The sequence below is a fragment of the Streptomyces sp. DI166 genome, assembly GCF_900091315.1.
GTDB lineage: Bacteria > Actinomycetota > Actinomycetes > Streptomycetales > Streptomycetaceae > Streptomyces > Streptomyces fuscus.
Genome location: NZ_FLSP01000003.1, coordinates 125,609 through 149,400 on the forward strand (window position 1 = coordinate 125,609; position 23,792 = coordinate 149,400).

Annotated in this window: 21 protein-coding genes and 1 pseudogene; 18 read left to right on the plus strand and 4 right to left on the minus strand. The window is 70.1% G+C overall.

Features of this window, described 5'->3' with window-relative positions; genetic code table 11:
* Positions 1-90 precede the first annotated feature (90 nt).
* The 5 genes from GA0115233_RS02745 to GA0115233_RS02765 all read left to right on the plus strand — a co-directional run bounded on the left by GA0115233_RS02745 (position 91) and on the right by GA0115233_RS02765 (position 6,543).
* Positions 91-3,057 carry a bacterial transcriptional activator domain-containing protein gene (locus tag GA0115233_RS02745; protein WP_093718413.1) on the plus strand — a complete coding sequence of 989 codons (2,967 nt, stop codon included), beginning with the start codon at positions 91-93 and terminating at the stop codon, positions 3,055-3,057.
* A complete protein-coding gene (locus tag GA0115233_RS02750) occupies positions 3,054-3,782 on the plus strand; it encodes a prepilin peptidase (RefSeq protein WP_093718414.1) in 729 nt (242 codons plus the stop codon). The genes GA0115233_RS02745 and GA0115233_RS02750 overlap by 4 nt, the downstream gene beginning before the upstream one ends.
* A gap of 188 nt (positions 3,783-3,970) precedes the next feature.
* On the plus strand, positions 3,971-5,170 hold the full coding sequence (gene mqnC / locus GA0115233_RS02755) for a cyclic dehypoxanthinyl futalosine synthase (protein ID WP_093718415.1): 1,200 nt from the start codon (positions 3,971-3,973) through the stop codon (positions 5,168-5,170).
* The gene (locus GA0115233_RS02760; RefSeq protein WP_093718416.1) at positions 5,171-5,806 is read left to right on the plus strand and encodes an amidohydrolase family protein; all 636 of its coding nucleotides are present in this window, start codon (positions 5,171-5,173) and stop codon (positions 5,804-5,806) included. It abuts the gene before it with no gap.
* Positions 5,807-5,847: 41 nt separating this feature from the next.
* Positions 5,848-6,543, plus strand: a complete 696-nt coding sequence (locus GA0115233_RS02765) for a demethylmenaquinone methyltransferase (RefSeq protein ID WP_093718417.1) — start codon at positions 5,848-5,850, stop codon at positions 6,541-6,543.
* Between the two features lie 16 nt (positions 6,544-6,559).
* On the opposite strand, the gene GA0115233_RS02770 is transcribed toward GA0115233_RS02765, so the two are convergent.
* Positions 6,560-6,883 carry a PASTA domain-containing protein gene (locus GA0115233_RS02770; protein WP_093718418.1) on the minus strand — a complete coding sequence of 108 codons (324 nt, stop codon included), beginning with the start codon at positions 6,881-6,883 and terminating at the stop codon, positions 6,560-6,562.
* A 133-nt stretch (positions 6,884-7,016) separates the two neighbouring features.
* Positions 7,017-7,538, minus strand: a complete 522-nt coding sequence (locus GA0115233_RS02775) for a GNAT family N-acetyltransferase (protein WP_093718419.1) — start codon at positions 7,536-7,538, stop codon at positions 7,017-7,019.
* 97 nt (positions 7,539-7,635) lie between these two features.
* Between GA0115233_RS02775 and GA0115233_RS02780 the strand changes: the two genes are divergently transcribed.
* Positions 7,636-8,925, plus strand: a complete 1,290-nt coding sequence (locus GA0115233_RS02780) for a geranylgeranyl reductase family protein (RefSeq protein WP_176711620.1) — start codon at positions 7,636-7,638, stop codon at positions 8,923-8,925.
* Between the two features lie 67 nt (positions 8,926-8,992).
* Here the strand turns inward: GA0115233_RS02780 and GA0115233_RS02785 are convergent.
* Positions 8,993-9,334 (minus strand): annotated as a pseudogene (locus GA0115233_RS02785) (peptide deformylase); the annotation flags it as partial.
* A gap of 116 nt (positions 9,335-9,450) precedes the next feature.
* Positions 9,451-10,284, minus strand: coding sequence for a C40 family peptidase (locus tag GA0115233_RS02790; protein ID WP_093718421.1), 834 nt, complete (start codon positions 10,282-10,284; stop codon positions 9,451-9,453).
* A gap of 763 nt (positions 10,285-11,047) precedes the next feature.
* Here GA0115233_RS02790 and GA0115233_RS02795 point away from each other — a divergent pair.
* From GA0115233_RS02795 to nuoL, 12 genes are read left to right on the plus strand one after another with little or no spacing between them, the layout of a single operon-like run.
* The gene (locus GA0115233_RS02795) at positions 11,048-11,407 is read left to right on the plus strand and encodes an NADH-quinone oxidoreductase subunit A (protein ID WP_003974383.1); all 360 of its coding nucleotides are present in this window, start codon (positions 11,048-11,050) and stop codon (positions 11,405-11,407) included.
* Positions 11,408-11,421: 14 nt separating this feature from the next.
* Positions 11,422-11,976 (plus strand): NuoB/complex I 20 kDa subunit family protein, encoded by a 555-nt coding sequence (locus GA0115233_RS02800; RefSeq protein ID WP_007383964.1) that lies wholly within the window; start codon positions 11,422-11,424, stop codon positions 11,974-11,976.
* On the plus strand, positions 11,973-12,707 hold the full coding sequence (locus GA0115233_RS02805; RefSeq protein WP_093718422.1) for an NADH-quinone oxidoreductase subunit C: 735 nt from the start codon (positions 11,973-11,975) through the stop codon (positions 12,705-12,707). Before GA0115233_RS02800 ends, GA0115233_RS02805 begins: the two co-directional genes overlap by 4 nt.
* The gene (locus GA0115233_RS02810; RefSeq protein WP_093718423.1) at positions 12,704-14,026 is read left to right on the plus strand and encodes an NADH-quinone oxidoreductase subunit D; all 1,323 of its coding nucleotides are present in this window, start codon (positions 12,704-12,706) and stop codon (positions 14,024-14,026) included. Before GA0115233_RS02805 ends, GA0115233_RS02810 begins: the two co-directional genes overlap by 4 nt.
* A complete protein-coding gene (nuoE, locus tag GA0115233_RS02815) occupies positions 14,023-14,895 on the plus strand; it encodes an NADH-quinone oxidoreductase subunit NuoE (protein WP_093718424.1) in 873 nt (290 codons plus the stop codon). Before GA0115233_RS02810 ends, nuoE begins: the two co-directional genes overlap by 4 nt.
* Entirely contained in the window at positions 14,892-16,244 is a 1,353-nt protein-coding gene (nuoF, locus tag GA0115233_RS02820; RefSeq protein WP_176711621.1) for an NADH-quinone oxidoreductase subunit NuoF, read from the plus strand. Before nuoE ends, nuoF begins: the two co-directional genes overlap by 4 nt.
* Positions 16,241-18,745 (plus strand): NADH-quinone oxidoreductase subunit G, encoded by a 2,505-nt coding sequence (locus GA0115233_RS02825; RefSeq protein WP_093718426.1) that lies wholly within the window; start codon positions 16,241-16,243, stop codon positions 18,743-18,745. The genes nuoF and GA0115233_RS02825 overlap by 4 nt, the downstream gene beginning before the upstream one ends.
* Complete coding sequence (gene nuoH, locus GA0115233_RS02830) at positions 18,742-20,106, plus strand: NADH-quinone oxidoreductase subunit NuoH (protein WP_093718427.1); 1,365 nt, start codon at positions 18,742-18,744, stop codon at positions 20,104-20,106. Before GA0115233_RS02825 ends, nuoH begins: the two co-directional genes overlap by 4 nt.
* Positions 20,099-20,701: an NADH-quinone oxidoreductase subunit NuoI gene (nuoI, locus tag GA0115233_RS02835; RefSeq protein ID WP_093718428.1), complete on the plus strand. Its 603-nt coding sequence runs from the start codon at positions 20,099-20,101 to the stop codon at positions 20,699-20,701. The genes nuoH and nuoI overlap by 8 nt, the downstream gene beginning before the upstream one ends.
* A complete protein-coding gene (locus tag GA0115233_RS02840) occupies positions 20,698-21,516 on the plus strand; it encodes an NADH-quinone oxidoreductase subunit J (RefSeq protein WP_093718429.1) in 819 nt (272 codons plus the stop codon). Before nuoI ends, GA0115233_RS02840 begins: the two co-directional genes overlap by 4 nt.
* The gene (nuoK, locus tag GA0115233_RS02845) at positions 21,513-21,812 is read left to right on the plus strand and encodes an NADH-quinone oxidoreductase subunit NuoK (RefSeq protein WP_015658544.1); all 300 of its coding nucleotides are present in this window, start codon (positions 21,513-21,515) and stop codon (positions 21,810-21,812) included. Before GA0115233_RS02840 ends, nuoK begins: the two co-directional genes overlap by 4 nt.
* A 14-nt stretch (positions 21,813-21,826) precedes the next feature.
* Positions 21,827-23,791, plus strand: a complete 1,965-nt coding sequence (gene nuoL / locus GA0115233_RS02850) for an NADH-quinone oxidoreductase subunit L (protein ID WP_093718430.1) — start codon at positions 21,827-21,829, stop codon at positions 23,789-23,791.
* Position 23,792 lies beyond the last annotated feature (1 nt).

Below are 23,792 nucleotides of genomic sequence, written 5' to 3' on the forward strand. Positions count from 1 at the left end.
AGGATCTCTGTAGTCTCAGAAAGTCTCAGTACCTCTCACCCACCTCCACCCCGACGAAGCCGACGGCCCACACACCTCAGGACACCTCCCATGGCGCGACGCTCAAGCTCGACGGGAAGCCCGGCCACCCCGCGGAACCGGACCCCGCAGCCCGTGCGGCTGCCCCGGCGTACGGCCGGGGACTTCGTCAAGGCGTTCCTCGCGTTCGTCGCGCTGGTCGTGCTGGTCGTCGGGGTGCCGGGCGCGCTGGCGCTGTACCTGGGATGGCCCGTGCCCAGCACCTGGGATCCACAGGAGTGGCTGACCAGTGAGCTGAGCGTCGGGACCTTCCTGCGCATCCTCACCTTCTTCGTCTGGCTGGCCTGGGCCCAGTTCACCGCCTGCGTGATCGTCGAGATGAAGGCCGCGCTGTCCGGCGTGGGCGTGCCGGGGCGGGTGCCCGGGGCCGGGCCCAGCCAGTTGCTCGCCCGGCAGCTCGTCGCCGCGCTGCTGCTGGTCGGCGCCACGGCGGCCAGCCTCACGCCGGGGCTGTCCCAGTTCGGGCAGAGCCTGGAGGGCAACCAGCGCGGCACTGTCGCCGCCGCCGAGCAGACTCCGGGCGCCGGGCTGTTCGCGCAGCAGCAGGAGCAGGCCGCCGCCTCCGCGAGCGCCCTCGCCGAGCAGGCCGCGCACGCCGAGGCCGCCGCGCCGAGCACCGCCAAGGACGGGGACACGAAGTACTACCGGATCCAGCCGCCCGAGGGCCGCCACCACGACTCCCTGTGGGAGATCGCCGAACGGCACCTCGGCGACGGCCGCCGGTACAAGGAGATCTACGAGCTCAACAAGGACCGCGTGCAGCCCGACGGTTCACGGCTCTCCGAGGCCAGCCTCATCCGGCCGGGCTGGATCATGGAGATGCCCGGCGACGCGCGCGGCGGCGACCTCGTCGAGATGCCCGACGAGGCACCCAACGTCTCCCCCGAACTCCAGCAGCAGATCCACGACTACGCCAAGACCGACGACGGCGACGCGCACGAGCAGGGCGGTCAGGAACAGGGCGGTCAGGAACAAGGCGGCGACGACGCCCGCGTCTCCCTCCCCGAGCAGCGCCCCGGCCCCGACCGGCACGCCGACCTGGAGCGACCGGTCCCCAGCGCCACCCCGGCCGCCGAGGCCGACGCCGAGTCCTCCTTCGGCCTCCCCGAAGCCCTCCTCACCGCCCCCCTCCTCGCCGCCGGCCTCCTCGGCGCGCTCGGCCGAAGGCGCCGTCAGGCGCTGTGGCAGTCGGCGCTCGGTTCCGTCGGCGGGCGGCGCGGCATGGAGCCGCCGACCCCGACCGGCGATGCCGCCGACGTCCAGGACGCCCTCCTGGTCGGCGCGGACCCCGACGGCGTACGCCTGCTGGACCGTTCCCTGCGCGGGCTCGCCGCGTCCCTCGCCGAGGAGTCCCGGCCGCTGCCCACCGTGTACGCGGCCTGGCTCACCAACGGCGACCTGCACCTCCAGCTCGCCCAGCCCGCCGGAAAGCCGCCCGCGCCCTGGCAGCTCGGCCAGGACCAGACGTTCTGGATGCTGGCCCGCGCCGACGCCGAGAGCTACGAGGACACCGACACCGCCGCCCCGTACCCCGGACTGGTCAGCCTCGGCACCATGGACGACTCCCGGCTGCTGCTGAACCTGGAGTCCGTGCCCGGCATCGTCTCCCTGTCCGGCCGTGAGGCCGACCGGGCGGCCGTGTTCGCCTCCGTCGCCGCCGAACTCGCCACCAACGGCTGGTCGGACCGGATGACCATCACCCTCGTCGGCTTCGGCCAGGACCTCACCCCGCTCGCCCCCAACCGGCTGCGCCACCTCGACGGCATCGACGACCTGATCGAGACCATGGAGGCCGAGACCCGGCAGCGGCGCGGCGCGCTCGGGGCCGCCGGTCACGACTCGGTGCTGACCGGCCGTACCGGACCCGCCCAGCACACCCGTTGGGCCCCGCACCTCGTCCTGCTCGCCGCCGAGCCCTCATCCGAGGACGCCACCAGGCTCGCCGAACTCGCCGCCGACGCCAGCCGTCTCGGCATCGGCTACCTCGTCGGCACCGAGAGCGGTGATCTGCCCGGCGCCGCCTGGGAGATGGAGATCACCGGCGAGGGCAAGCTGCTCGCCCCGCTGCTCGGGCTGGAACTTGAGGCCCAGCTCCTGCCGGTCCAGCAACAGCAGGCCGTCGTCGAGCTGTTCGTCCAGGCCGACCCCGACCAGGACCCGGACGGGCCGACCACCACCCCGCCGTTCCTCGTCGACATCAGCGAGCAGGGGCGGCCCGCGGTCTACGCCCGGCTCGTCGGCCCGTACGAGATCATCGGCCTCGACACCCCGGACGGCGAGCGCAGCGCGCTGCTGCACGAGGCCCTCGCGCTGCTCCTGCTGCACCGCGAGGGCGTGCACCCGCGGGTGCTGTCCTCCGCGCTGTGGCCGCGCGGGGTCACCGCGGACGTGCGCGACGCGCTGCTGGAGCGGCTGCGCGCCTGGCTCGGCACCGACCCGGACGGTAGCCCGCGACTGCGCACCGACGCCACCGGGCGGCTCACGCTCGCCAAGTCGGTCGTCTCCGACCTCGACGTGCTGCGCTCGCTGTACCACGAGGCCACGCAGGGCCGGGGCGTCAACAGCCGTGCCGTGCGCGGGCGTCTGCTCACCGACGCGCTGGTCCTGGTACGCGGACCGCTGCTCGCCGACCGTCCCGAGGGCCGCTACCGCTGGCTCACCCACGAGATCGTCGACGCCCAACTCCCCCTGCTGGTCGCCGACATCGGGCTCGCGCTGTCCGCGTTCCACCTGGAGAAGGACCGCGCCGAGAAGGCCATCGAGGCGCTGAACGCGGCCCTGAACTCCGCGCCCGCCGACGAGCGGCTGTGGCACGAACTGCTGCGCGCCACCCACTCCACCGGCGACACCGCCCGCCTCCAGGCGCTGGCCGCCGACCTCGTCCACCGCAGCGGCGCGCGCGGTCTGCCGCCGCGCACCGAGGCGCTCCTCGACGAACTGCTGCCCGCCTGGCGCGACGGCGCGGTCGCCGCGGGATGACCGACCTGCTCCTCGTTCTCGCCGCCGCACTGTGGGGTGCGGCGGCGGGCGCGTACCTGCCCCGCGCCGCCTACCGCTTCTCGGCACCGGCCGGTGAGCCCTGGCGGGAGGCCTGCCCGCAGGGGCATCCGGTACGCGGCTGGCTCGGCCGCGCGCACTGCCCCACCTGCGGCACGGGGTCCTACGGCCCCGGCGCCGCCCCTCTCTCCCTCGCCGCCGCCCTGGTCTGCGCCGCCCTCGCCGCGGCCACCGGCACCCGCCCCGAACTGGGCGTCTGGCTGCTCCTCGCCCCCGTCGGCGTACTGCTCGCGTACGTCGACTTCCGCGTCCACCGCCTCCCGGACCCTCTGACCCTGCCGCTCGCGGCCGCCGCCCTCGCCCTGCTCGGCGTGGTCGTGCTGGTCCCGGAGCACGCGGGGGAGTGGCTGACGGCGTTGTACGGGGCCCTCGCGCTCGGCGGCGGCTACTTCGTGCTCTTCCTGATCAACCCCTCCGGCATGGGCTTCGGCGACGTCAAACTCGCCCTCGGCCTGGGCGCGGCCCTCGGCTGGTACGGCTGGTCCACGCTGATGCTCGGCACCTTCGCGGGCTTCCTGCTGGGGGCGCTGTACGGGGGTGCGCTGGTCGTCGTACGCAAGGCGGGGCGCAAGACGGCGATCCCGTTCGGGCCGTTCCTGATCTCCGGAGCCTTCCTGGGGCTGCTGATCGGGGCGTACACGGCCTGACGTCCGGCTGGAGGGGAGGCCTGTACAGCCTGACGTCCGGCTGGAGGGGAGGCCCGTACGGCCTGACGTCGGTCCGTAGATGCGCCTGGCGTAGGCTGGATCAGTCCGCCCACCCGTCTCCCACCACCACCCTTATAAAGAGCGCTACGCGCGCACCCCTCGATTCCTTGACGAAAGGGACGCCGCCGGTGACCGAGAAGGCCGACCTCCAGTCCGTCCTCGACCGAGCCGCCGCGGGCGGGCGCATCACGCCGGAGGAGGCGCTCGACCTCTACCGCGACGCCCCGCTGCACGCGCTGGGCGCCGCCGCCGACGCCGTACGCCGCCGTCGCTACGCGGGCACCGAGCACATCGCGACGTACATCATCGAGCGGAACATCAACTACACGAACGTGTGCGTCACGGCGTGCAAGTTCTGCGCCTTCTACGCCCCGCCGACGGCCAAGGACAAGGGCTGGACGCGCGACCTCGACGACATCCTGCGCCGCTGCGCGGAGACCGTCGAACTCGGCGGCACTCAGATCATGTTCCAGGGCGGGCATCACCCGGACTACGGCGTGGAGTACTACGAGAAGCACTTCGCGGCCATCAAGAAGGAGTTCCCGCAGCTCGTCATCCACAGCCTGGGGGCGAGCGAGGTCGAGCACATGGCCCGGATCTCCAAGGTCAGCGTCGAGGAGGCGATCCGGCGCATCCACGCGGCCGGCCTCGACTCCTTCGCGGGCGCGGGCGCCGAGCTGCTGCCCGAGCGGCCCCGCAAGGCCATCGCGCCGCTGAAGGAGTCCGGCGAGCGCTGGCTGGAGATCATGGAGACCGCCCACAACCTGGGCGTGGAGTCCACCTCCACCATGCTGATGGGCACCGGCGAGACCAACGCCGAGCGGATCGAGCACCTGCGGATGATCCGTGACGTGCAGGACCGCACGGGCGGCTTCCGGGCCTTCATCCCGTACCTGTACCAGCCCATGAACAACCACCTGAAGGGCCGGACGCAGGCCACGATCTTCGAGTACCTGCGGATGATTGCGATCGCCCGGCTCTTCATGGACAACATCGCCCACATCCAGGGCTCCTGGCTGACCACCGGCCAGGACGCGGGCCAGCTGACGCTGCACTACGGCGCCGACGACCTCGGCTCGGTCATGCTGGAGGAGAACGTCGTCTCGGCGGCCGGTGCCAAGCACCGCTCCAACCTGCAGGAAATGATCGACATGATCCGTTCCGCGGGGCGGGTCCCGGCGCAGCGCTCGACGACGTACGAGCACCTCCTGGTGCACGACGACCCGGCGAACGACCCCGTCGACACCCGCGTGATGTCCCACATCTCCTCGACCGCGATCGAGGGCGGCACGGCCCACCCCGAACTGAAGATCCTCGCCGCCAACTAGATGCTCACCCTGCACACGGCGCCCCTGGTGCTGCCCGTCGGCGCGGAACCGGTGCCGGACGGGGCGGTTCTCGTGGACGGCGACCGCGTCGCCGCCGTCGGGCCGTACGAGAAGCTGGCCGCCGCCCACCCCGGCGCCCGCACGCGCCGCTGGCCCGGCGTGCTCACTCCCGGGCTGCGGCAGTTGCACGGGCGGTGGCTGCTGACCCGCTGCTACCACCCCGACCCGCGCGAGGCCGACGAGCTGGGCACGGCGCCCATCAGCGGGCCCGCGCTGGACGAACTCGCCCCGGACACCGCCCGGATGGCGGGCAGCGTGCGCCGCGGCCTGCAACGGATGCTCGCCCACGGCACCACCCATGTCGGCGGCCCCTTCCCGGACGCGGTACGGCAGTCCGTCGTACGGTCCGGGCTGCGCGAGGTGCCCGCGGGACCGTCGACGGCGGACCCGGCGCACCTGGACCCCTTCGCCGACGGCCACGGCCTTCCCCACACCGTCCACGGTCCGCTCACCGTGGGCGGCCCGGCCGACCTCGCCGCCTTCGACGTGCCCGACGCCGACGCGCTCACCGCCGAGGGCGCGGGCACCTGCGTGGCCACCGTGCTGGGCGGCCGACTGGTGTACCGGCGCCGGTAGGCCCTGCGGGGTCGGGCTCGGCGTACTGCAAGAATGGGCGCGTGACCCGCGCTTCCCTGAACAAGCAGCCGCACGAAGTCGCCTCGATGTTCGACGACGTCGCGGAACGGTACGACCTGACCAATGACGTGCTGTCGCTCGGCCAGGACCGGGTGTGGCGCAAGGAGGTCGCCAAGGCGGTCGACGCCCGCCCCGCACAGAAGGTCCTCGACCTCGCCGCCGGCACCGCCACCTCCTCCCTGCCCTTCGCGCGCACCGGCGCCTATGTCGTGCCCTGCGACTTCTCCCTCGGCATGCTCCAGGTCGGCAAGCGCAAGCACCCCTGGCTGCCGCTGACCGCCGGGGACGCGACGAAGCTGCCGTTCCGCGACGACACCTTCGACGCCGTCACCATCTCCTTCGGCCTGCGCAATGTGCAGGACTTCGACGCCGCCCTGCGTGAGATGCACCGGGTGACCAAGCCCGGTGGCCGGGTGGTCATCTGCGAGTTCTCCCACCCGACCTGGGCGCCCTTCCGGACCGTCTACACCGAGTACCTGATGCGCGCCCTGCCGCCGGTGGCCCGCGCGGTGTCCTCCAACCCGGAGGCGTACGTCTACCTCGCCGAATCCATCCGCGCCTGGCCCGACCAGCCAGCGCTGGCCGAGCGCCTGCAGAAGGCGGGCTGGTCGAAGGTGGCCTGGCGGAACCTGACCGGCGGCGTGGTCGCCCTGCACCGGGGCTTCAAGGAGAGCTGAGGCCCGGTCTCGGGGTTCAGCGGGTGCCGAACCCCACGAACGCCGCGTACGCATGCCCTCCGGGCTCGTCGAGTTCCCGTTGCAGCCCCCCGCGCGGGGGCCGCGTGGGACGCGGCTCGCGTACCCCTCCGCCGCCCTCGCCCTCCCCGAAGTCGAACCACACGGTGACCACGGCCCCGCGCGGGACCTCGACGCCGGGCGGGGGGTACTGCCGTACGACGTAGTCGACGACGGCGAGATGGACGTCGGGCCGGTCGGGAGAAGCCAGCAGCACGCCCTGCGCCTCGGCCGACTGGCGCGCGTCCACCGCCATCAGCCCCACGAGCCGTGGCACGCGCACGTGTGAATTCTTGGGCGGTTTGTACACAGACGTCACCCCCAGCGGTACCGGCAGGGTAACCCCCACCCGGTACCACCCGGAAGCGTCAAGTGTCTTTCTGTGACAGTCAGTTACTGTGCGTAGTGAAAGTGGGTCACGCTGCTCCGCTTGTCAGCTCCAGCCGGTAGCAGTGCCCCTGCCGCCCGGCCGTCGGGGTCGTGAAGACCTCCGCGAGCCGCATGCCCAGGCGCCGGGTCACCGCGATCGAACGGCTGTTGCCCGCGTCCACCATGGCCACGACCCCGGGCACCCCCGCCGCACGCACCCGCTCCAGCGTCATCTGCGCCGCCGCCGTGACGATCCCCTTGCCCCAGTGCGCCCGCGCGAGGCGCCAGCCGATCTCTATCTCGCCCGTGGGACCCCAGTCGCGCTCCCAGGGCTGGGCGCCGGTGAAGCCGACGACCTCACCGGACTCGTCCAGCACGGACCACAGGCAGAACCCGCGCTCGGCGTCGTGCCGCCGCTGACGGGCGGTGAGCTCCTCGTAGACGGACAGTTCCGCGGACTTGCCGCCGTGGAACTCCATGACATCCGGGTCGTCGAAGATCCGGTGCCAGACCACCGCGTCCTCGTCGGTGGGTACGCGCAGCCGTACTGCGGGGAGAGCTCGGTTCACGGGGCAGCCCTTCAGCCGGTGATCACTACTGCCTCATAGACTGCCCATGTCCTGTGCCGGTCGGCACGCAGATTTCGAACTCTGGGGAGATCCCGCCGTGACCGAGCCCCTCCTCTCCGACAACACCGCCGATGTGATCGTCGTGGGCGCGGGGCCAGCCGGCTCCACCACCGCGTACCACCTGGCCAAGGCCGGGCTCGACGTGCTCCTGCTGGAGAAGACCGAGTTCCCGCGGGAGAAGGTGTGCGGTGACGGCCTCACCCCCCGCGCGGTCAAGCAGCTCGTCGCGATGGGCATCGACATCTCCGAGGAGGCCGGCTGGCTGCGCAACAAGGGCCTCAGGATCATCGGCGGCGGTGTCCGGCTCCAGCTCGACTGGCCTGACCTCGCGTCCTTCCCGGACTACGGCCTGGTCCGCAAGCGCGACGACTTCGACGAGCAACTCGCCCGCCAGGCCCAGAAGGCGGGCGCCCGCCTCCACGAGCGCTGCAACGTCGGCGCCCCGATCGTGGACGAGCGCACCGGCCGCATCACCGGCGTCCACGCCAAGCTCGGCGAGGACAAGCGTGAGGTCACCTTCCACGCGCCGCTCGTGGTCGCCGCCGACGGCAACTCCTCGCGCCTGTCCCTGGCGATGGGCCTGCACCGCCGCGAGGACCGCCCCATGGGCGTCGCCGTACGCACCTACTTCGAGTCCCCGCGCCACGACGACGACTACCTGGAGTCCTGGCTGGAGCTGTGGGACCGGCGCGGCCCCGGCGAGGACCGGCTGCTGCCCGGCTACGGCTGGATCTTCGGCATGGGCGACGGCACCTCCAACGTGGGCCTCGGCGTGCTCAACACCTCCGACTCCTTCAAGGAGCTGGACTGGCGCGAGGTCCTCAAGGCCTGGTGCGCCTCGATGCCGGAGGAGTGGGGCTACACCCCCGAGCACATGACCGGCCCGATCCGCGGCGCCGCCCTCCCCATGGCCTTCAACCGGCAGCCCCACTACACCAAGGGCCTGCTGCTCGTCGGCGACGCCGGCGGCCTGGTGAACCCCTTCAACGGTGAGGGCATCGCCTACGCCATGGAGTCCGGCCAGATCGCCGCCGACGTCATCGTCCAGGCGCACGCGCGGCCCACGCCCGCGAGCCGCGAACTGGCCCTCCAGCGCTACCCGCGCGTGCTCAAGGACACCTACGGCGGCTACTACACGCTGGGCCGCGCCTTCGTGAAGCTCATCGGCAACCCGAAGGTCATGAAGATCGCGACCCAGCGCGGCCTCACCCACCCGATGCTGATGAAGTTCACCCTCAAGCTCCTGGCGAACCTCACCGACCCGACCGGCGGCGACGCCATGGACCGGATCATCAACGGCCTGAGCAAGGTGGCCCCGAAGGCCTGAAACGGCCCGAAGTGCCCTGAAACGGCCTGAAGCGGCCTGAGCAGGTTGGCCCGCTACCGGCTGCTGCTCAGGCGCTCAGTGCCCGGATGTTGGCGGCCCGGCGGGCGAACACCTCCTCCCGCCGGGCCGCTGGCCGGTGCCCTCGATGATGACGAGCGGGGGCGTCGCCCGTGTCCACGCCCCGCACCGCGGCGCGGTCAGGGCGCGGTACGGGCATGACGGCGCCCGGGACCGACAGACACCCCTCACCCTCGTCCAGCGGCCGCCTGTGGGGCGCCTCAAGCCGTTCCAGCACCGGATTGACGATGTCCCCGACGCGCCGGGCGCCGTCGTCGTCCGGACAGTCGTAGACGAACAGCCGCAAATCGACCCTGACCTGATGGGCCGCAAGCTCGCAGTCGTCGGCAAGTGGACGGGCCTGCCGTGCGGGGAAACACCGGGCGTTCAGGAGAACGCCGGACGGGGCCGCTGCCCCCGAGCGGCTGCGGCCCCGTCCGTACGGTTGTGCCCGATATGGGCCGTGCGTCAGAGTACGCGCACGGCGCCCGTGGCGGGATAGCCGGAAAGGTCCTGAATGACCACGCCCTTGGACGGGTTGGCGGCGTCCAGGTACTGGCCGTTCCCCACGTACACACCCACGTGGTACGCCGAGCCCTTGGCACCCCAGTAGAGGATGTCGCCGACCTGGAGGTTGGACAGCGAGACCTCGGTGCCGGCCATCGACTGGTCCTGGGAGACGCGCGGGAGGTCCACGCCGACCTGCTTGAAGGCGGCCTGCACCAGGGAGGAGCAGTCCCACGCGTTGGGGCCGGTGGCGCCCATGACGTAGGCGTCGCCCAGCTGGGCCTTGAGGAAGGCGATGACCGTGCCGACGCTGCCGCTCGCGGGGGCGGTCGTGGTCGAGGCGGTCGTGCTGGTGGTGGAGAGGGTGGCCCGCTCCGCGGTCCGGGTGGCGCGCTCGGCGGCCTCCTTGCGGGCCTCCTCGGCGGCCTTCTTCTTGGCCTCCGCCTTCTTCTTGGCCTCGGCGAGGTCCGCCTTGGCCTCCTTCGCGGCCGCCGCGGCGGCCGCGTCGCGCTCGGCCTGGAGCTCGTAGCCGGCCGCGGCCTGCTGCGTGGCGTCCGCCGACTCCGCGACCTGAGCGGCCAGGTCGGCCGTCAGGGTGGGCAGTTCGATGGTCTGCGTCACCGGCTCGGCCGCGTTCGCGGTGGCCGACGCACCCGCCGCTGCCATGCTGAGGACGCCACCGGCAACTCCAGCGCGCATCGCGAGGGTCGTGGACCCGGTGCGGCGGGGCTTCCGGTGGCTGCGTATGTGAGCGGTGTGGGACATGAGAACAACCGGTATCAGGGGCTCCTCCATACCTTCAAGAAACGTGTCCTGCGCCACAGTTGTTCAATCGGCCCCTCGAATCCCGCGCGTCTCGGCCTTTATTGACGCCGTAACGGACATTGCGGACGCCCGCCAACCCGCCCGTGATCACGGGCTTTCATCGGTTCGCCCGAATTGCCCCGCGCCTACCACTGGTTGGGTCAGGTGGCCAAGCCCGCTTCTCCTCGGCCTCTCATGGATGTGGCGGAGGTCACGCAACGGTTACGGGAACGGCCGCGTCCCGCGCGTGTGAACCGATGCGTCCCTTTCGCGTGAACCGATGCGCCCCATTCGCGCGGACCGGTCCGTGCCGCTCGTGAACGCGTGCACGCGTCCACACCGCACCCCGGGTCTCCCTCTGATGTGTGAACGCGGCTCACTAGCAGGGCCCCGCGTCCATCTCCAATTTGCATGCAGAGGAAGTCTCTTGATATTGAGACGACCCCTCCGAGCTGCGATGACGAGCGGAAATGTCACCTGTGGTGATCACTTGGATGCCTCGCGTACGAAGATCACCACTCATCCGACTTCATGATCCTTCGTCAGGTGGTGGAGATCACAAAGCTTGTGCAATACCCCGTGTCGCAGATCACAGAGCGGCGGGCATAAGATGCGAGGCAGTTGGGCTTGTGACCTGCTTCACATGTTCTCGATCTTGGTCGGGACGAGCTGGATTCGAGTGACGGGTGGGACGCAGGTGGCGAGTCCGATGCAACCGCCAGCAGTCAGTGCCGACTGAGAGGAGCGAGGAGCGGTGAACGCGTATGCGCCCATCCTCGTACTGGGAGCCCTCGGGGCAGGCTTTGCGATCTTCTCCGTGGTCATGGCCACGCTGATCGGTCCGAAGCGGTACAACCGGGCCAAGCTCGAAGCCTATGAGTGCGGAATCGAGCCGACCCCCACGCCGGCCGGCGGCGGGCGCTTCCCCATCAAGTACTACCTGACGGCGATGCTCTTCATCATCTTCGATATCGAGATCGTCTTCCTCTACCCCTGGGCCGTCACCTTCGACGCCCTGGGGATTTTCGGGCTCGTGGAGATGCTGCTCTTCGTGCTCACCGTCTTCGTCGCGTACGCGTACGTATGGCGGCGCGGCGGCCTGGAATGGGACTGAGGGGCCTTTAACTCATGGGACTCGAAGAAAAGCTGCCGAGCGGCTTCCTGCTGACCACCGTCGAGCAGGCCGCGGGCTGGGTGCGCAAGGCGTCGGTCTTCCCCGCCACCTTCGGCCTCGCCTGCTGTGCCATCGAGATGATGACCACCGGCGCCGGCCGCTACGACCTGGCGCGCTTCGGCATGGAGGTCTTCCGCGGCTCACCGCGGCAGGCGGACCTCATGATCGTCGCCGGCCGGGTCAGCCAGAAGATGGCGCCGGTGCTGCGGCAGGTCTACGACCAGATGCCGAACCCCAAGTGGGTGATCTCCATGGGGGTCTGCGCCTCCTCGGGCGGCATGTTCAACAACTACGCCATCGTCCAGGGCGTCGACCACATCGTCCCCGTCGACATCTATCTGCCCGGCTGCCCGCCCCGCCCCGAGATGCTGATGGACGCGATCCTCAAGCTCCACCAGAAGATCCAGTCCTCCAAGCTCGGCGTGAACGCGGAGGAAGCGGCCCGCGAGGCGGAGGAAGCGGCGCTCAAGGCCCTGCCCACCATCGAGATGAAGGGGCTGCTGCGGTGAGCGACGCCAACGGGGTCAACCCCGAGAAGGACCTCGCGGCCTCCAACCTTCCCGGCCAGCGCGGCGAGGGAGGCGAGGAGATCCGCGTCCAGCGCGGCATGTTCGGCGCCAACAACGGCGGCGACACCTCCGGCTACGGCGGCCTCGTCCGCTCGGTCCGGCTCCCGGGACCGGCGAGCCGCCCCTACGGCGGCTGGTTCGACGAGGTGGCCGACGAGCTGGAGGGCGCCCTGGAGGAGCAGGGGCTCCTCCCCGAAAACGCCATCGAGAAGACGGTCGTCGACCGCGACGAACTCACCTTCCACATCGAGCGCGAGCACCTGGTGCGCGTCGCCCGCACCCTGCGCGACGACCCGGCCCTGCGCTTCGAGCTGTGCACCGGGGTGAGCGGCGTCCACTACCCCCACGACAAGGGGCGCGAGCTGCACGCCGTCTACCACCTGCGCTCGATCACCCACAACCGGCTGATCCGGCTGGAGGTCAGCGCCCCCGACAGCGACCGCCGCATCCCGTCGCTGGTCTCCGTGTACCCGACCAACGACTGGCACGAGCGCGAGACCTACGACTTCTTCGGGATCGTCTTCGACGGTCATCCGGCCCTGACGCGGATCATGATGCCGGACGACTGGCAGGGCCATCCGCAGCGCAAGGACTACCCCCTCGGCGGCATCCCCGTCGAGTACAAGGGCGCCCAGATCCCGGCTCCGGACCAGCGGAGGTCGTACTCATGAGCACGCAGCACGCCACTGGGCGCGAGACCACCGAGGGCACCGTCTACACGGTCACCGGCGGTGACTGGGACGAGGTCGTCCAGTCCGCGGCCCGCGCCGACGACGAGCGCATCGTCGTCAACATGGGCCCGCAGCACCCCTCCACCCACGGGGTGCTCCGGCTCATCCTGGAGATCGAGGGCGAGACGGTCACCGAGGCCCGCTGCGGCATCGGCTACCTGCACACCGGCATCGAGAAGAACCTCGAATTCCGCACCTGGACGCAGGGCACCACGTTCGTGACGCGCATGGACTACCTGACGTCCTTCTTCAACGAGACCGCCTACTGTCTCGCCGTCGAGAAGCTCCTCGGCATCGAGGACCAGGTCCCCGACCGCGCCACCCTCATCCGGGTGCTCCTGATGGAGCTCAACCGCCTCTCCTCGCACCTGGTCTGCATCGCCACCGGCGGCATGGAGCTCGGCGCGACCACGATCATGATCTACGGATTCCGTGATCGTGAAATGATTCTCGACATCTACGAGCTGGTCACGGGCCTCAGGATGAACCACGCGTACATCCGGCCCGGCGGACTCGCCCAGGACCTGCCGCCCGGCGCGGTGGACCAGATCCGCGAGTTCGTGAAGAAGATGAAGAAGAACCTCCCGGAGTACGACAAGCTCGCCACCGGGAACCCCATCTTCAAGGCCCGCATGCAGGACATCGGCTACCTCGACCTCGCCGGCTGCATGGCCCTCGGCGCGACGGGCCCGATCCTGCGCTCCACCGGCCTGCCGCACGACCTGCGCAAGACCTCGCCCTACTGCGGCTACGAGACCTTCGACTTCGATGTCCCGACCGCGGACACCTGCGACGCCTACGGCCGCTTCCTGATCCGCCTGGAGGAGATGCGCCAGTCGCTCAGGATCGTCGAGCAGTGCCTGGACCGGCTGCAGCCCGGGCCGGTCATGGTCGCCGACAAGAAGATCGCCTGGCCCGCGCAGCTCGCGCTCGGACCCGACGGTCTCGGCAACTCCCTCGACCACATCAAGAAGATCATGGGCACCTCCATGGAGGCCCTGATCCACCACTTCAAGCTGGTCACCGAGGGCTTCCGCGTTCCGCCGGGACAGGCGTACGCGGCGGTCGAGTCCCCCAAGGGCGAACTCGGCGTGCACGCGGTCTCCGACGGCGGCACGCGTCCCTACCGGGTCCACTTCCGTGACCCGTCCTTCACCAACCTTCAGGCCATGGCGGCGATGTGCGAGGGCGGCCAGGTCGCCGACGTCATCGTCGCCGTCGCGTCCATCGACCCCGTGATGGGAGGCGTCGACCGGTGACCACCAGTTCTTCGGAGCAGGGCGTCAGCCTGGGCATGCCCCAACTGCCCGCGCCCGACTACCCGGACGACGTACGAGCCCGGCTGGAGCGGGACGCGCGCGAGATCATCGCCCGCTACCCCGACTCCCGGTCCGCGCTCCTTCCGATGCTGCACCTGGTGCAGTCCGAGGAGGGCCATGTCACGCGCACCGGAATGCAGTTCTGCGCGGACATGCTGAACCTGACCACGGCCGAGGTCACCGCCGTCGCCACCTTCTACACGATGTACCGGCGGCGGCCGAGCGGTGACTACCAGGTCGGCGTCTGCACCAACACCCTCTGCGCGGTGATGGGCGGCGACGCGATCTTCGAGGCGCTCCAGGAGCACCTCGGAGTCGGCAACGGCGGGACCACCGACGACGGCAAGGTCACCCTGGAGCACATCGAGTGCAACGCGGCCTGCGACTTCGCGCCGGTCGTGATGGTCAACTGGGAGTTCTTCGACAACCAGACCGTGCAGAGCGCCAAGCGCCTGGTCGACGACCTGCGCGCGGGAGAGCAGGTGACTCCCACGCGCGGGGCGCCGCTGTGCACCTTCAAGGAGACGGCCCGGATCCTGGCGGGCTTTCCCGACGAGCGGGACGGGGCAGTCGAGGCCACCGGAAGCGCGGGACCCGCTTCGCTGGTGGGCCTCAAGCTGGCCAAGGGGGAGACCGCTCCCGCGCGGGTGGTGCACCCGCGCGACGGCGGACCTCATGAGGAGCCGCAGGACAGGGCGATGCCCGAGCCGTCACCGACGGAGCACACGAGCTCGCACGACGCGCCGCAGGACACATCGGCCTCCGACCCGGCACACCCGGCCGGGCCCGCCGCCGAGGAGGGGGAGTGATGACCTTGGCACCCGAGCTGAAAGACACCAGCCCCGAGAAGCTGCTCGCACCCGTGCTGTCGGCCTTCTGGGACGAGGACAGGTCCTGGACGCTGGACGTCTACCGAAGGCACGAGGGGTACGAGGGACTCCGCAAGGCGCTCGCCATGTCGCCGGACGACCTCATCGCCTATGTGAAGGACTCCGGACTGCGCGGGCGCGGCGGCGCGGGATTCCCCACCGGAATGAAGTGGCAGTTCATTCCCCAGGGAGATGGAAAACCGCACTATCTAGTTGTCAACGCCGACGAATCGGAGCCCGGGACGTGCAAGGACATCCCGCTCCTGTTCGCGAACCCGCATAGCCTCATCGAGGGCATTGTCATCGCGTGTTATGCCATCAGGTCGTCGCATGCCTTCATCTATCTGCGTGGTGAAGTCGTCCCCGTGCTGCGGCGGTTGCACTCGGCCGTGAGCGAGGCCTACGCGGCCGGCTACCTCGGCAAGAACATTCTGGGCAGCGGCCTCGATCTCGAACTCACCGTGCACGCCGGCGCCGGGGCGTACATCTGCGGTGAGGAGACCGCACTTCTCGACTCGCTCGAAGGCCGCCGTGGACAACCGCGGCTCCGTCCTCCTTTCCCTGCTGTCGCGGGCCTCTACGCCTGCCCGACTGTGGTGAACAACGTCGAATCGATCGCGTCGGTTCCCGCGATCCTGAATCGGGGCAAGGACTGGTTCCGGTCGATGGGCAGCGAGAAGTCCCCGGGCTTCACGCTCTACTCGCTCAGCGGCCACGTCGCCAGCCCCGGCCAGTACGAGGCCCCGCTCGGCATCACCCTGCGCCAGTTGCTCGACATGAGCGGCGGGATGCGGCCCGGCCACCGGCTGAAGTTCTGGACGCCGGGCGGCTCCTCCACGCCGATGTTCACCGACGAGCACCTCGACGTCCCGCTGGACTACGAGGGAGTGGGCGCCGCCGGTTCCATGCTCGGCACCAAGGCGCTGCAGTGCTTCGACGAGACGACCTGCGTCGTACGCGCCGTCACCCGGTGGACCGAGTTCTACGCCCACGAGTCCTGCGGCAAGTGCACACCCTGCCGTGAAGGCACCTACTGGCTGGTGCAGTTGATGCGGGACATCGAGGCCGGCAAGGGCACGATGAACGACCTCGACAAGCTCTACGACATCGCCGACAACATCAACGGCAAGTCCTTCTGCGCCCTCGGCGACGGTGCCGCCTCGCCGATCTTCTCCTCGCTGAAGTACTTCCGCGAGGAGTACGAGCAGCACATCACGGGCCGCGGCTGCCCCTTCGACCCGGCCAAGTCCACGGCCTGGGCGGACAAGCACACGGAGGTGAACGCATGACGGTGACCACCAGCGCTCCCTCCGGAGGCGGCGAGGCGGCGGTCCCGCCGGAAGATCTCGTCACGCTGACCATCGACGGCGTGGAGATCAGCGTGCCCAAGGGCACCCTGGTCATCCGGGCCGCCGAACAGCTCGGCATCGAGATCCCGCGCTTCTGCGACCACCCGCTCCTCGACCCGGCCGGCGCCTGCCGCCAGTGCATCGTCGAGGTCGAGGGCCAGCGCAAGCCGATGGCGTCCTGCACCATCACCTGCACCGACGGCATGGTCGTCAAGACCCATCTGACCTCTCCGGTCGCGGAGAAGGCGCAGAAGGGTGTGATGGAGCTCCTGCTCATCAACCACCCGCTGGACTGCCCGGTCTGCGACAAGGGCGGTGAGTGCCCGCTGCAGAACCAGGCGATGTCGCACGGCCAGGCCGAGTCCCGCTTCGACGGACGCAAGCGGACCTACGAGAAGCCCGTGCCGATCTCCACACAGGTGCTGCTCGACCGCGAGCGGTGCGTGCTGTGCGCCCGCTGCACCCGCTTCTCCAACCAGGTCGCGGGCGACCCGATGATCGAACTGATCGAGCGGGGCGCGCTCCAGCAGGTCGGTACCGGTGAGGGCGACCCCTTCGAGTCGTACTTCTCCGGCAACACCATCCAGATCTGCCCGGTCGGCGCGCTCACCTCGGCCGCCTACCGGTTCCGCTCCCGCCCCTTCGACCTGGTGTCCTCGCCGAGCGTGTGCGAGCACTGCTCCGGCGGCTGCGCCACCCGCACCGACCACCGGCGCGGCAAGGTCATGCGCCGCCTGGCGGCCAACGACCCGCAGGTCAACGAGGAGTGGATCTGCGACAAGGGCCGCTTCGCCTTCCGGTACGCGCAGATGCGCGACCGGCTGGAGACGCCGCTGGTGCGCAACCCCGAGGGCGAACTGGTCCCGGCGTCCTGGCCGGAGGCCCTCCAGATCGCCGCGCAGGGACTGCTCGCCTCGCGCGGCCGGGCCGCGGTCCTCACCGGTGGTCGTCTCACCGTCGAGGACGCCTACGCGTACAGCAAGTTCGCGCGCGTGGCGCTCGACTCGAACGACATCGACTTCCGCGCGCGCGTGCACAGCGGCGAGGAAGCCGACTTCCTGGCTGCCCGGGTCGCCGGACGCGGACGCGACCTGGACGGCACGGGCGTCAGCTACACCGCCCTGGAGAAGGCGCCCGCGGTCCTGCTCGCCGGGTTCGAGGCCGAGGAGGAGGCGCCCGGCGTCTTCCTGCGGCTGCGCAAGGCCTGGCGCAAGCACGGCCAGAAGGTCTTCTCGCTGGCCACGCACGCCACGCGCGGTCTGGAGAAGGCGGGCGGCACGCTGCTCCCCGCCGCCCCCGGCACCGAGACCGAGTGGCTGGACGCGCTGGCGAGCGGGGTCGGCCTGGAGGAGGACGGCGCGCGGGCCGCGGAGGCGCTGCGCGCCGAGGGCGCGGTCATCGTGGTCGGCGAACGGCTGGCCGCGGTGGCCGGCGGTCTCACCGCGGCGGTACGGGCCGCGTCCGCGACCGGCGCCCAGCTGGTGTGGATCCCGCGCCGGGCCGGTGAACGCGGCGCCATCGAAGCGGGGGCGCTGCCCTCGCTGCTGCCGGGCGGCCGTCCCGCCACCGATCCACGCGCGCGTGAGGAGGTCGCCGCCGCCTGGGGCGTCGCCGAACTCCCGCACCGCTTCGGCCGGGACACCAGCCAGATCGTGGAGGCCGCCGCCAACGGCGAGATCCAGGCCCTGGTGGTCGCCGGAGTGGAGATCGCCGACCTGCCCGACCCGGCACGCGGGCGTGAGGCCCTCACCGAGGCAGGGTTCCTGGTCTCGCTGGAGCTGCGGCCCAGCGAGGTCACCGAACTCGCCGACGTGGTCCTGCCGGTCGCCGCAGTGGTGGAGAAGGCGGGCACCTTCCTCAACTGGGAGGGCAGGCTGCGTCCGTTCGAGGCCGCGCTCAAGCCCGAGCAGATGACCCGCCGCCTGCCCCCGACCGACGCCCGCGTCCTGCAGATGCTGGCCGACGCCATGGACGTACACCTGGGCCTGCCGGATCTGCGGACCCTGCGCGCCGAGCTGGACCGGCTCGGCGCCTGGGACGGCCCGCGGGCCGGTGAACCCCTGGAGACCGGTGTGCCGTTGCCGCGGCCCGCCGCCGGGGAGGCCGTACTGGCCGGGCACCGCCTGCTGCTCGACCAGGGCCGCCTCCAGGACGGCGAGGACGCGCTCGCCGGGACCCGGCACGCCGCCCACGCGCGCGTGTCGGCCGCCACCGCCGCCGAGGCGGGCGTGAAGGACGGCGACGTCCTCGCGGTCACCGGCAGCGCCGGGACGGTCGAACTCCCGCTGCAGATCACCGCGATGCCCGACCGTGTGGTGTGGCTCCCGATGAACTCCACTGGCGGCGGCGTCGCCTCCGACACCGGGGCGCGGCCCGGCACCCTCGTCCGCATCGGCCCGGCGACGCCCACGTCCGAGGCCCCGAAGGAGGTGGAGGCATGAGCCCGTACCTCGCCGCTGAAGACCTCTCGATGTTCGGCCAGGACCCCTGGTGGCTGGTCGTCATCAAGGCGGTGTTCTGCTTCGCCTTCCTGATGGTGACCGTGCTGTTCTCCATCGTGTGGGAGCGCAAGGTCGTCGCCTGGATGCAGCTGCGCATCGGCCCCAACCGGCATGGCCCCTGGGGCATGCTCCAGTCGCTCGCCGACGGCATCAAGCTGATGCTGAAGGAAGACCTCATCGTCAAGCGCGCGGACAAGGTGGTCTACATCCTCGCGCCGATCGTCGCGGCCATCCCGGCCTTCATGGCGATCGCGGTGATCCCCTTCGGCCCCGCGGGCAACGAGATCTCGATCTTCGGCACCCGCACCACGATGCAGCTCACCGACCTGCCGATCGCGATGCTCTACATCCTCGCGGTCGCCTCGGTCGGCATCTACGGCATCGTGCTGGCGGGCTGGAGCTCCGGCTCGACCTACCCGCTGCTCGGCGGCCTGCGCTCCTGCGCGCAGATGATCTCGTACGAGATCGCCATGGGCGCTGCCTTCGCCTCGGTCTTCCTCTACTCCGGCTCGATGTCGACCTCGGCGATCGTCGAGGCGCAGCAGGACCGCTGGTACATCATCCTGCTGCCGGTCTCCTTCATCATCTACGTCGTCACGATGGTCGGCGAGACCAACCGCGCCCCCTTCGACATGCCGGAGTCCGAGGGCGACCTGGTCGGCGGCTTCAACACCGAGTACTCGTCGATCAAGTTCGCGATGTTCATGCTCGCCGAGTACGTGAACATGGTGACGGTCTCGGCGGTGTCGGTGACGCTCTTCCTCGGCGGCTGGCGGGCTCCGTGGCCCGTCTCCACCTTCTGGGAGGGCGCGAACCACGGCTGGTGGCCGCTGCTCTGGTTCACGATCAAGGTCCAACTGCTGTTGTTCTTCTTCATCTGGCTGCGCGGCACCCTGCCCCGGGTCCGCTACGACCAGCTGATGAAGCTCGGCTGGAAGGTCCTCATCCCGGTCTCCGTGGTCTGGCTGATGCTCGTGGCGACCGTGCGGACACTGCGCAACGAGAACTACGACTTCGCCGACATCGCCCTCTACATCGGCGGCGGCGTCCTGGTGCTGCTGGTCCTCTCCTTCGTCGTGGACATGTTCCGCGGCAAGCCGAAGGAGGAGGAGAAGGCCGCCGCGGCCGCCGACTTCGATCCGATGGCGGGCGGATTCCCCGTGCCACCGCTGCCCGGACAGGAGTTGCCCCCCGTGCCCAGGCGTCGTTCGCGCCGGGAGCGGGAGCTCATTGTCAGTGGCGGGGTGAATACTCAGAGTGACGACGGATCTCTGGATGGAAAGGAGGCGTCCGATGGCTGAGGAGCCCAAGGAGACCAAGCCCGGTTTCCTGAACCCGGTGGCCGGCTTCGGCGTGACCTTCAAGGCCATGTTCAAGAAGCGGCTGACCGAGCAGTACCCGGAACAGCAGAAGACCACCGCTCCGCGCTTCCACGGACGGCACCAGCTCAACCGCCATCCGGACGGTCTGGAGAAGTGCGTCGGCTGTGAACTGTGCGCCTGGGCCTGCCCCGCCGACGCGATCTACGTCGAGGGCGCGGACAACACCGACGAGGAGCGCTACTCGCCCGGCGAGCGGTACGGCCGCGTCTACCAAATCAACTACGCCCGCTGCATCCTGTGCGGCCTGTGCATCGAGGCGTGCCCCACGCGCGCGCTCACGATGACCAACGAGTTCGAACTGGCCGACTCCAGCCGCGCCAACCTCATCTACACCAAGGAGCAGCTGCTCGCCGGTCTTGAGGACGGCATGGTGGACACGCCGCACGCGATCTACCCCGGCACCGACGAGCAGGACTACTACCGGGGCCTGGTGACCGAGGCGGCGCCCGGCACCGAGCGCCAAGTGGCCGTCTCCAAGGGCGAGAAGCCAGAGGAAGAGGAGGTGCAGGCATGAGCGCGCAGCTCGCCGCCTACTCCACCTCCACCGGAGAGGCGTTCCAGTTCTGGGTCCTCGGCACGATCGCGGTGATCGGCGCCCTGTGCACCGTCTTCATGAAGAAGGCCGTGCACAGCGCCCTCTGCCTCGCCGGGACCATGATCATCCTGGCGGTGTTCTACCTCGCCAACGGCGCCTACTTCCTGGGCATCGTGCAGATCGTCGTCTACACCGGCGCGATCATGATGCTGTTCCTGTTCGTGGTGATGCTGGTCGGCGTGACCGCGGCGGACTCCCTGAAGGAGACCATCAAGGGCCAGCGCTGGCTGGCCCTGCTGTGCGGCCTCGGCTTCGCGGTCCTGCTGTTCGCCGGGATCGGCAACGCCTCCCTGTCGGAGTTCAACGGCCTCGCCCAGGCCAACGCGAACGGCAATGTCGAGGGCCTGGCCGCCCTGTTGTTCACCAAGTACGTCTTCGCCTTCGAGATCACCGGCGCCCTGCTCATCACCGCCGCCGTCGGCGCGATGGTGCTCACCCACCGGGAGCGCACCGAGCGCGCCAAGACCCAGCGCGAGCTCGCCGAGGAGCGGGTGCGCAAGGGCACACACCTGCCGCCGCTCCCGGCGCCCGGTGTCTACGCCCGGCACAACGCCGTGGACATCGCGGGCCTGCTGCCCGACGGCACCCCGTCGGAGCTCACCGTCAGCAAGACCCTGCGGGAGCGCGGCCAGGTCCGGGACGTGTCCACCGAGGCGATCAACGACCTCAAGGCCCTGGAACAGCGCGCCGAGGAACGCCTGCAGCGCACCAACAGTGGGGAGGCGGCCAAGTGAATCCGGTCAACTACCTCTATCTCGCGGCCCTGTTGTTCACCATCGGCGCCACCGGCGTACTGATCAGGCGCAACGCGATCGTGGTGTTCATGTGCATCGAGCTGATGCTCAACGCCTGCAACCTCTCGCTGGTCGCCTTCTCCCGGATGCACGGCAACCTCGACGGCCAGATCATCGCCTTCTTCACGATGGTCGTCGCCGCCGCGGAGGTCGTGGTCGGGCTCGCGATCATCGTGTCGCTGTTCCGTTCCCGCCACTCGGCCTCGGTCGACGACGCCAGCCTGATGAAGCTGTAAGGGGTCGCTGAATCGTGGAGAACCTGATTGCGCTGCTCATCGCGGCGCCCCTGCTTGGAGCGGCGGTCCTGCTGTGCGGCGGCCGGCGCCTGGACGCCGTCGGGCACTGGATCGGCACGCTGCTGGCGTCCCTGTCCTTCGTGTTCGGCGCTGTCCTCTTCTTCGACCTGCTCGGCAAGGACGCCACCGACCGGACGCTGACCCAGCACCTGTTCAGCTGGATCCCGGTGGAGGGCTTCCAGGCGGACATCGCCTTCCGCCTCGACCAGCTGTCGATGACGTTCGTCCTGCTGATCACCGGTGTCGGCTCGCTGATCCACCTGTACTCGGTCGGGTACATGGAGCACGACGAGCGCCGCCGCCGTTTCTTCGGTTATCTGAACCTGTTCCTCGCGGCGATGCTCCTGCTGGTCCTCGCCGACAACTACCTGCTGCTGTACGTCGGCTGGGAGGGCGTCGGTCTCGCCTCCTACCTGCTGATCGGCTTCTGGCAGCACAAGCCCAGCGCCGCCACCGCGGCGAAGAAGGCGTTCCTGGTCAACCGCGTCGGCGACATGGGTCTGTCGATCGCGATCATGATCATGTTCACCACCTTCGGGACCTTCGCCTTCGGCCCGCTCCTCGGCAGCGAGGAGACGCCCGGAGTGGCGGGCGACGCCTCCGAGGGCACGCTCACCGCCATCGGCCTGATGCTGCTGCTCGCCGCCTGCGGCAAGTCCGCCCAAGTGCCGCTGCAGTCCTGGCTCGGGGACGCGATGGAGGGCCCGACCCCGGTCTCGGCCCTGATCCACGCGGCCACCATGGTGACGGCGGGCGTCTACCTGATCGTCCGCTCCGGCGCGATCTTCGACGCCGCCCCGGACGCGCAACTGGTCGTCACCATCGTCGGCGCGGTCACGCTGCTGTTCGGTGCGATCGTCGGTTGCGCGAAGGACGACATCAAGAAGGCGCTGGCCGGTTCGACCATGTCGCAGATCGGCTACATGATCCTCGCCGCGGGCCTCGGCCCGATCGGCTACGCCTTCGCGATCATGCACCTGGTGACCCACGGCTTCTTCAAGGCCGGGCTCTTCCTCGGCGCCGGTTCGGTCATGCACGGCATGAACGACGAGGTCGACATGAGGAAGTACGGCGGCCTGCGCAAGTACATGCCGATCACCTTCATCACCTTCGGTCTCGGCTACCTCGCCATCATCGGCTTCCCGGGCCTGTCCGGCTTCTTCTCCAAGGACAAGATCATCGAGGCGGCGTTCGCCAAGGGCGGCACCGAGGGCTGGATCCTCGGCGGCTGCGCCCTGCTGGGCGCCGCGATCACCGCGTACTACATGACGCGCGTGATGCTGATGACGTTCTTCGGTGAGGAGCGCTGGCGGAACCGGGAGACCGCCTCCCCGGCCGAGCCGAACGTGGAACCGGCCGCCGAGCACCAGGGCGAGCATGCCGAGCCGCACCCGCACGAGTCGCCCAGCTCCATGACCATCCCGATGATCGTGCTGGCCTTCGGATCGGTCTTCGCGGGCGCCCTGTTCAGCATCGGCGACCGCTTCGTGAACTGGCTGGAGCCCATCACCGGCTTCGAGCACGGCCACTCCCCGCTCAGCGCGGCCGCGGTCACCTCTTCCACGGTGGCCGTCATGGTCATCGGCGTGGCCGTCGCGTACGTCCAGTACGGGCGCCGTCCGGTGCCGGCCGTCGCCCCGCGCGGGTCGCTGCTCACCCGGGCCGCCCGGCGCGACCTGCTCCAGGACGACTTCAACCACGTCGTCCTGGTCCGCGGCGGCGAGCACCTCACCCGCTCCCTGGTCTACGTCGACCACACCCTGGTCGACGGCGTCGTCAACGGCACGGCGGCCTCGGTCGGCGGCCTCTCCGGACGGCTGCGCAGGCTCCAGAACGGCTACGCGCGGTCGTACGCGGTCTCGATGTTCGGCGGTGCGGCACTCCTGGTCGCCGCGACCCTGCTGATGAGGGCGGTCTGAT

Bases quoted from the DNA above. Each gene is read 5' to 3' on its own strand.
- GA0115233_RS02745 (WP_093718413.1), top strand. From the start codon at position 91: ATGGCGCGACGCTCAAGCTCGACGGGAAGCCCGGCCACCCCGCGGAAC.
- GA0115233_RS02750 (WP_093718414.1), top strand. From the start codon at position 3,054: ATGACCGACCTGCTCCTCGTTCTCGCCGCCGCACTGTGGGGTGCGGCG.
- GA0115233_RS02760 (WP_093718416.1), top strand. From the start codon at position 5,171: ATGCTCACCCTGCACACGGCGCCCCTGGTGCTGCCCGTCGGCGCGGAA.
- GA0115233_RS02790 (WP_093718421.1), bottom strand. From the start codon at position 10,284: ATGGAGGAGCCCCTGATACCGGTTGTTCTCATGTCCCACACCGCTCAC.
- GA0115233_RS02800 (WP_007383964.1), top strand. From the start codon at position 11,422: ATGGGACTCGAAGAAAAGCTGCCGAGCGGCTTCCTGCTGACCACCGTC.
- GA0115233_RS02810 (WP_093718423.1), top strand. From the start codon at position 12,704: ATGAGCACGCAGCACGCCACTGGGCGCGAGACCACCGAGGGCACCGTC.
- GA0115233_RS02825 (WP_093718426.1), top strand. From the start codon at position 16,241: ATGACGGTGACCACCAGCGCTCCCTCCGGAGGCGGCGAGGCGGCGGTC.
- nuoH (WP_093718427.1), top strand. From the start codon at position 18,742: ATGAGCCCGTACCTCGCCGCTGAAGACCTCTCGATGTTCGGCCAGGAC.
- nuoI (WP_093718428.1), top strand. From the start codon at position 20,099: ATGGCTGAGGAGCCCAAGGAGACCAAGCCCGGTTTCCTGAACCCGGTG.
- GA0115233_RS02840 (WP_093718429.1), top strand. From the start codon at position 20,698: ATGAGCGCGCAGCTCGCCGCCTACTCCACCTCCACCGGAGAGGCGTTC.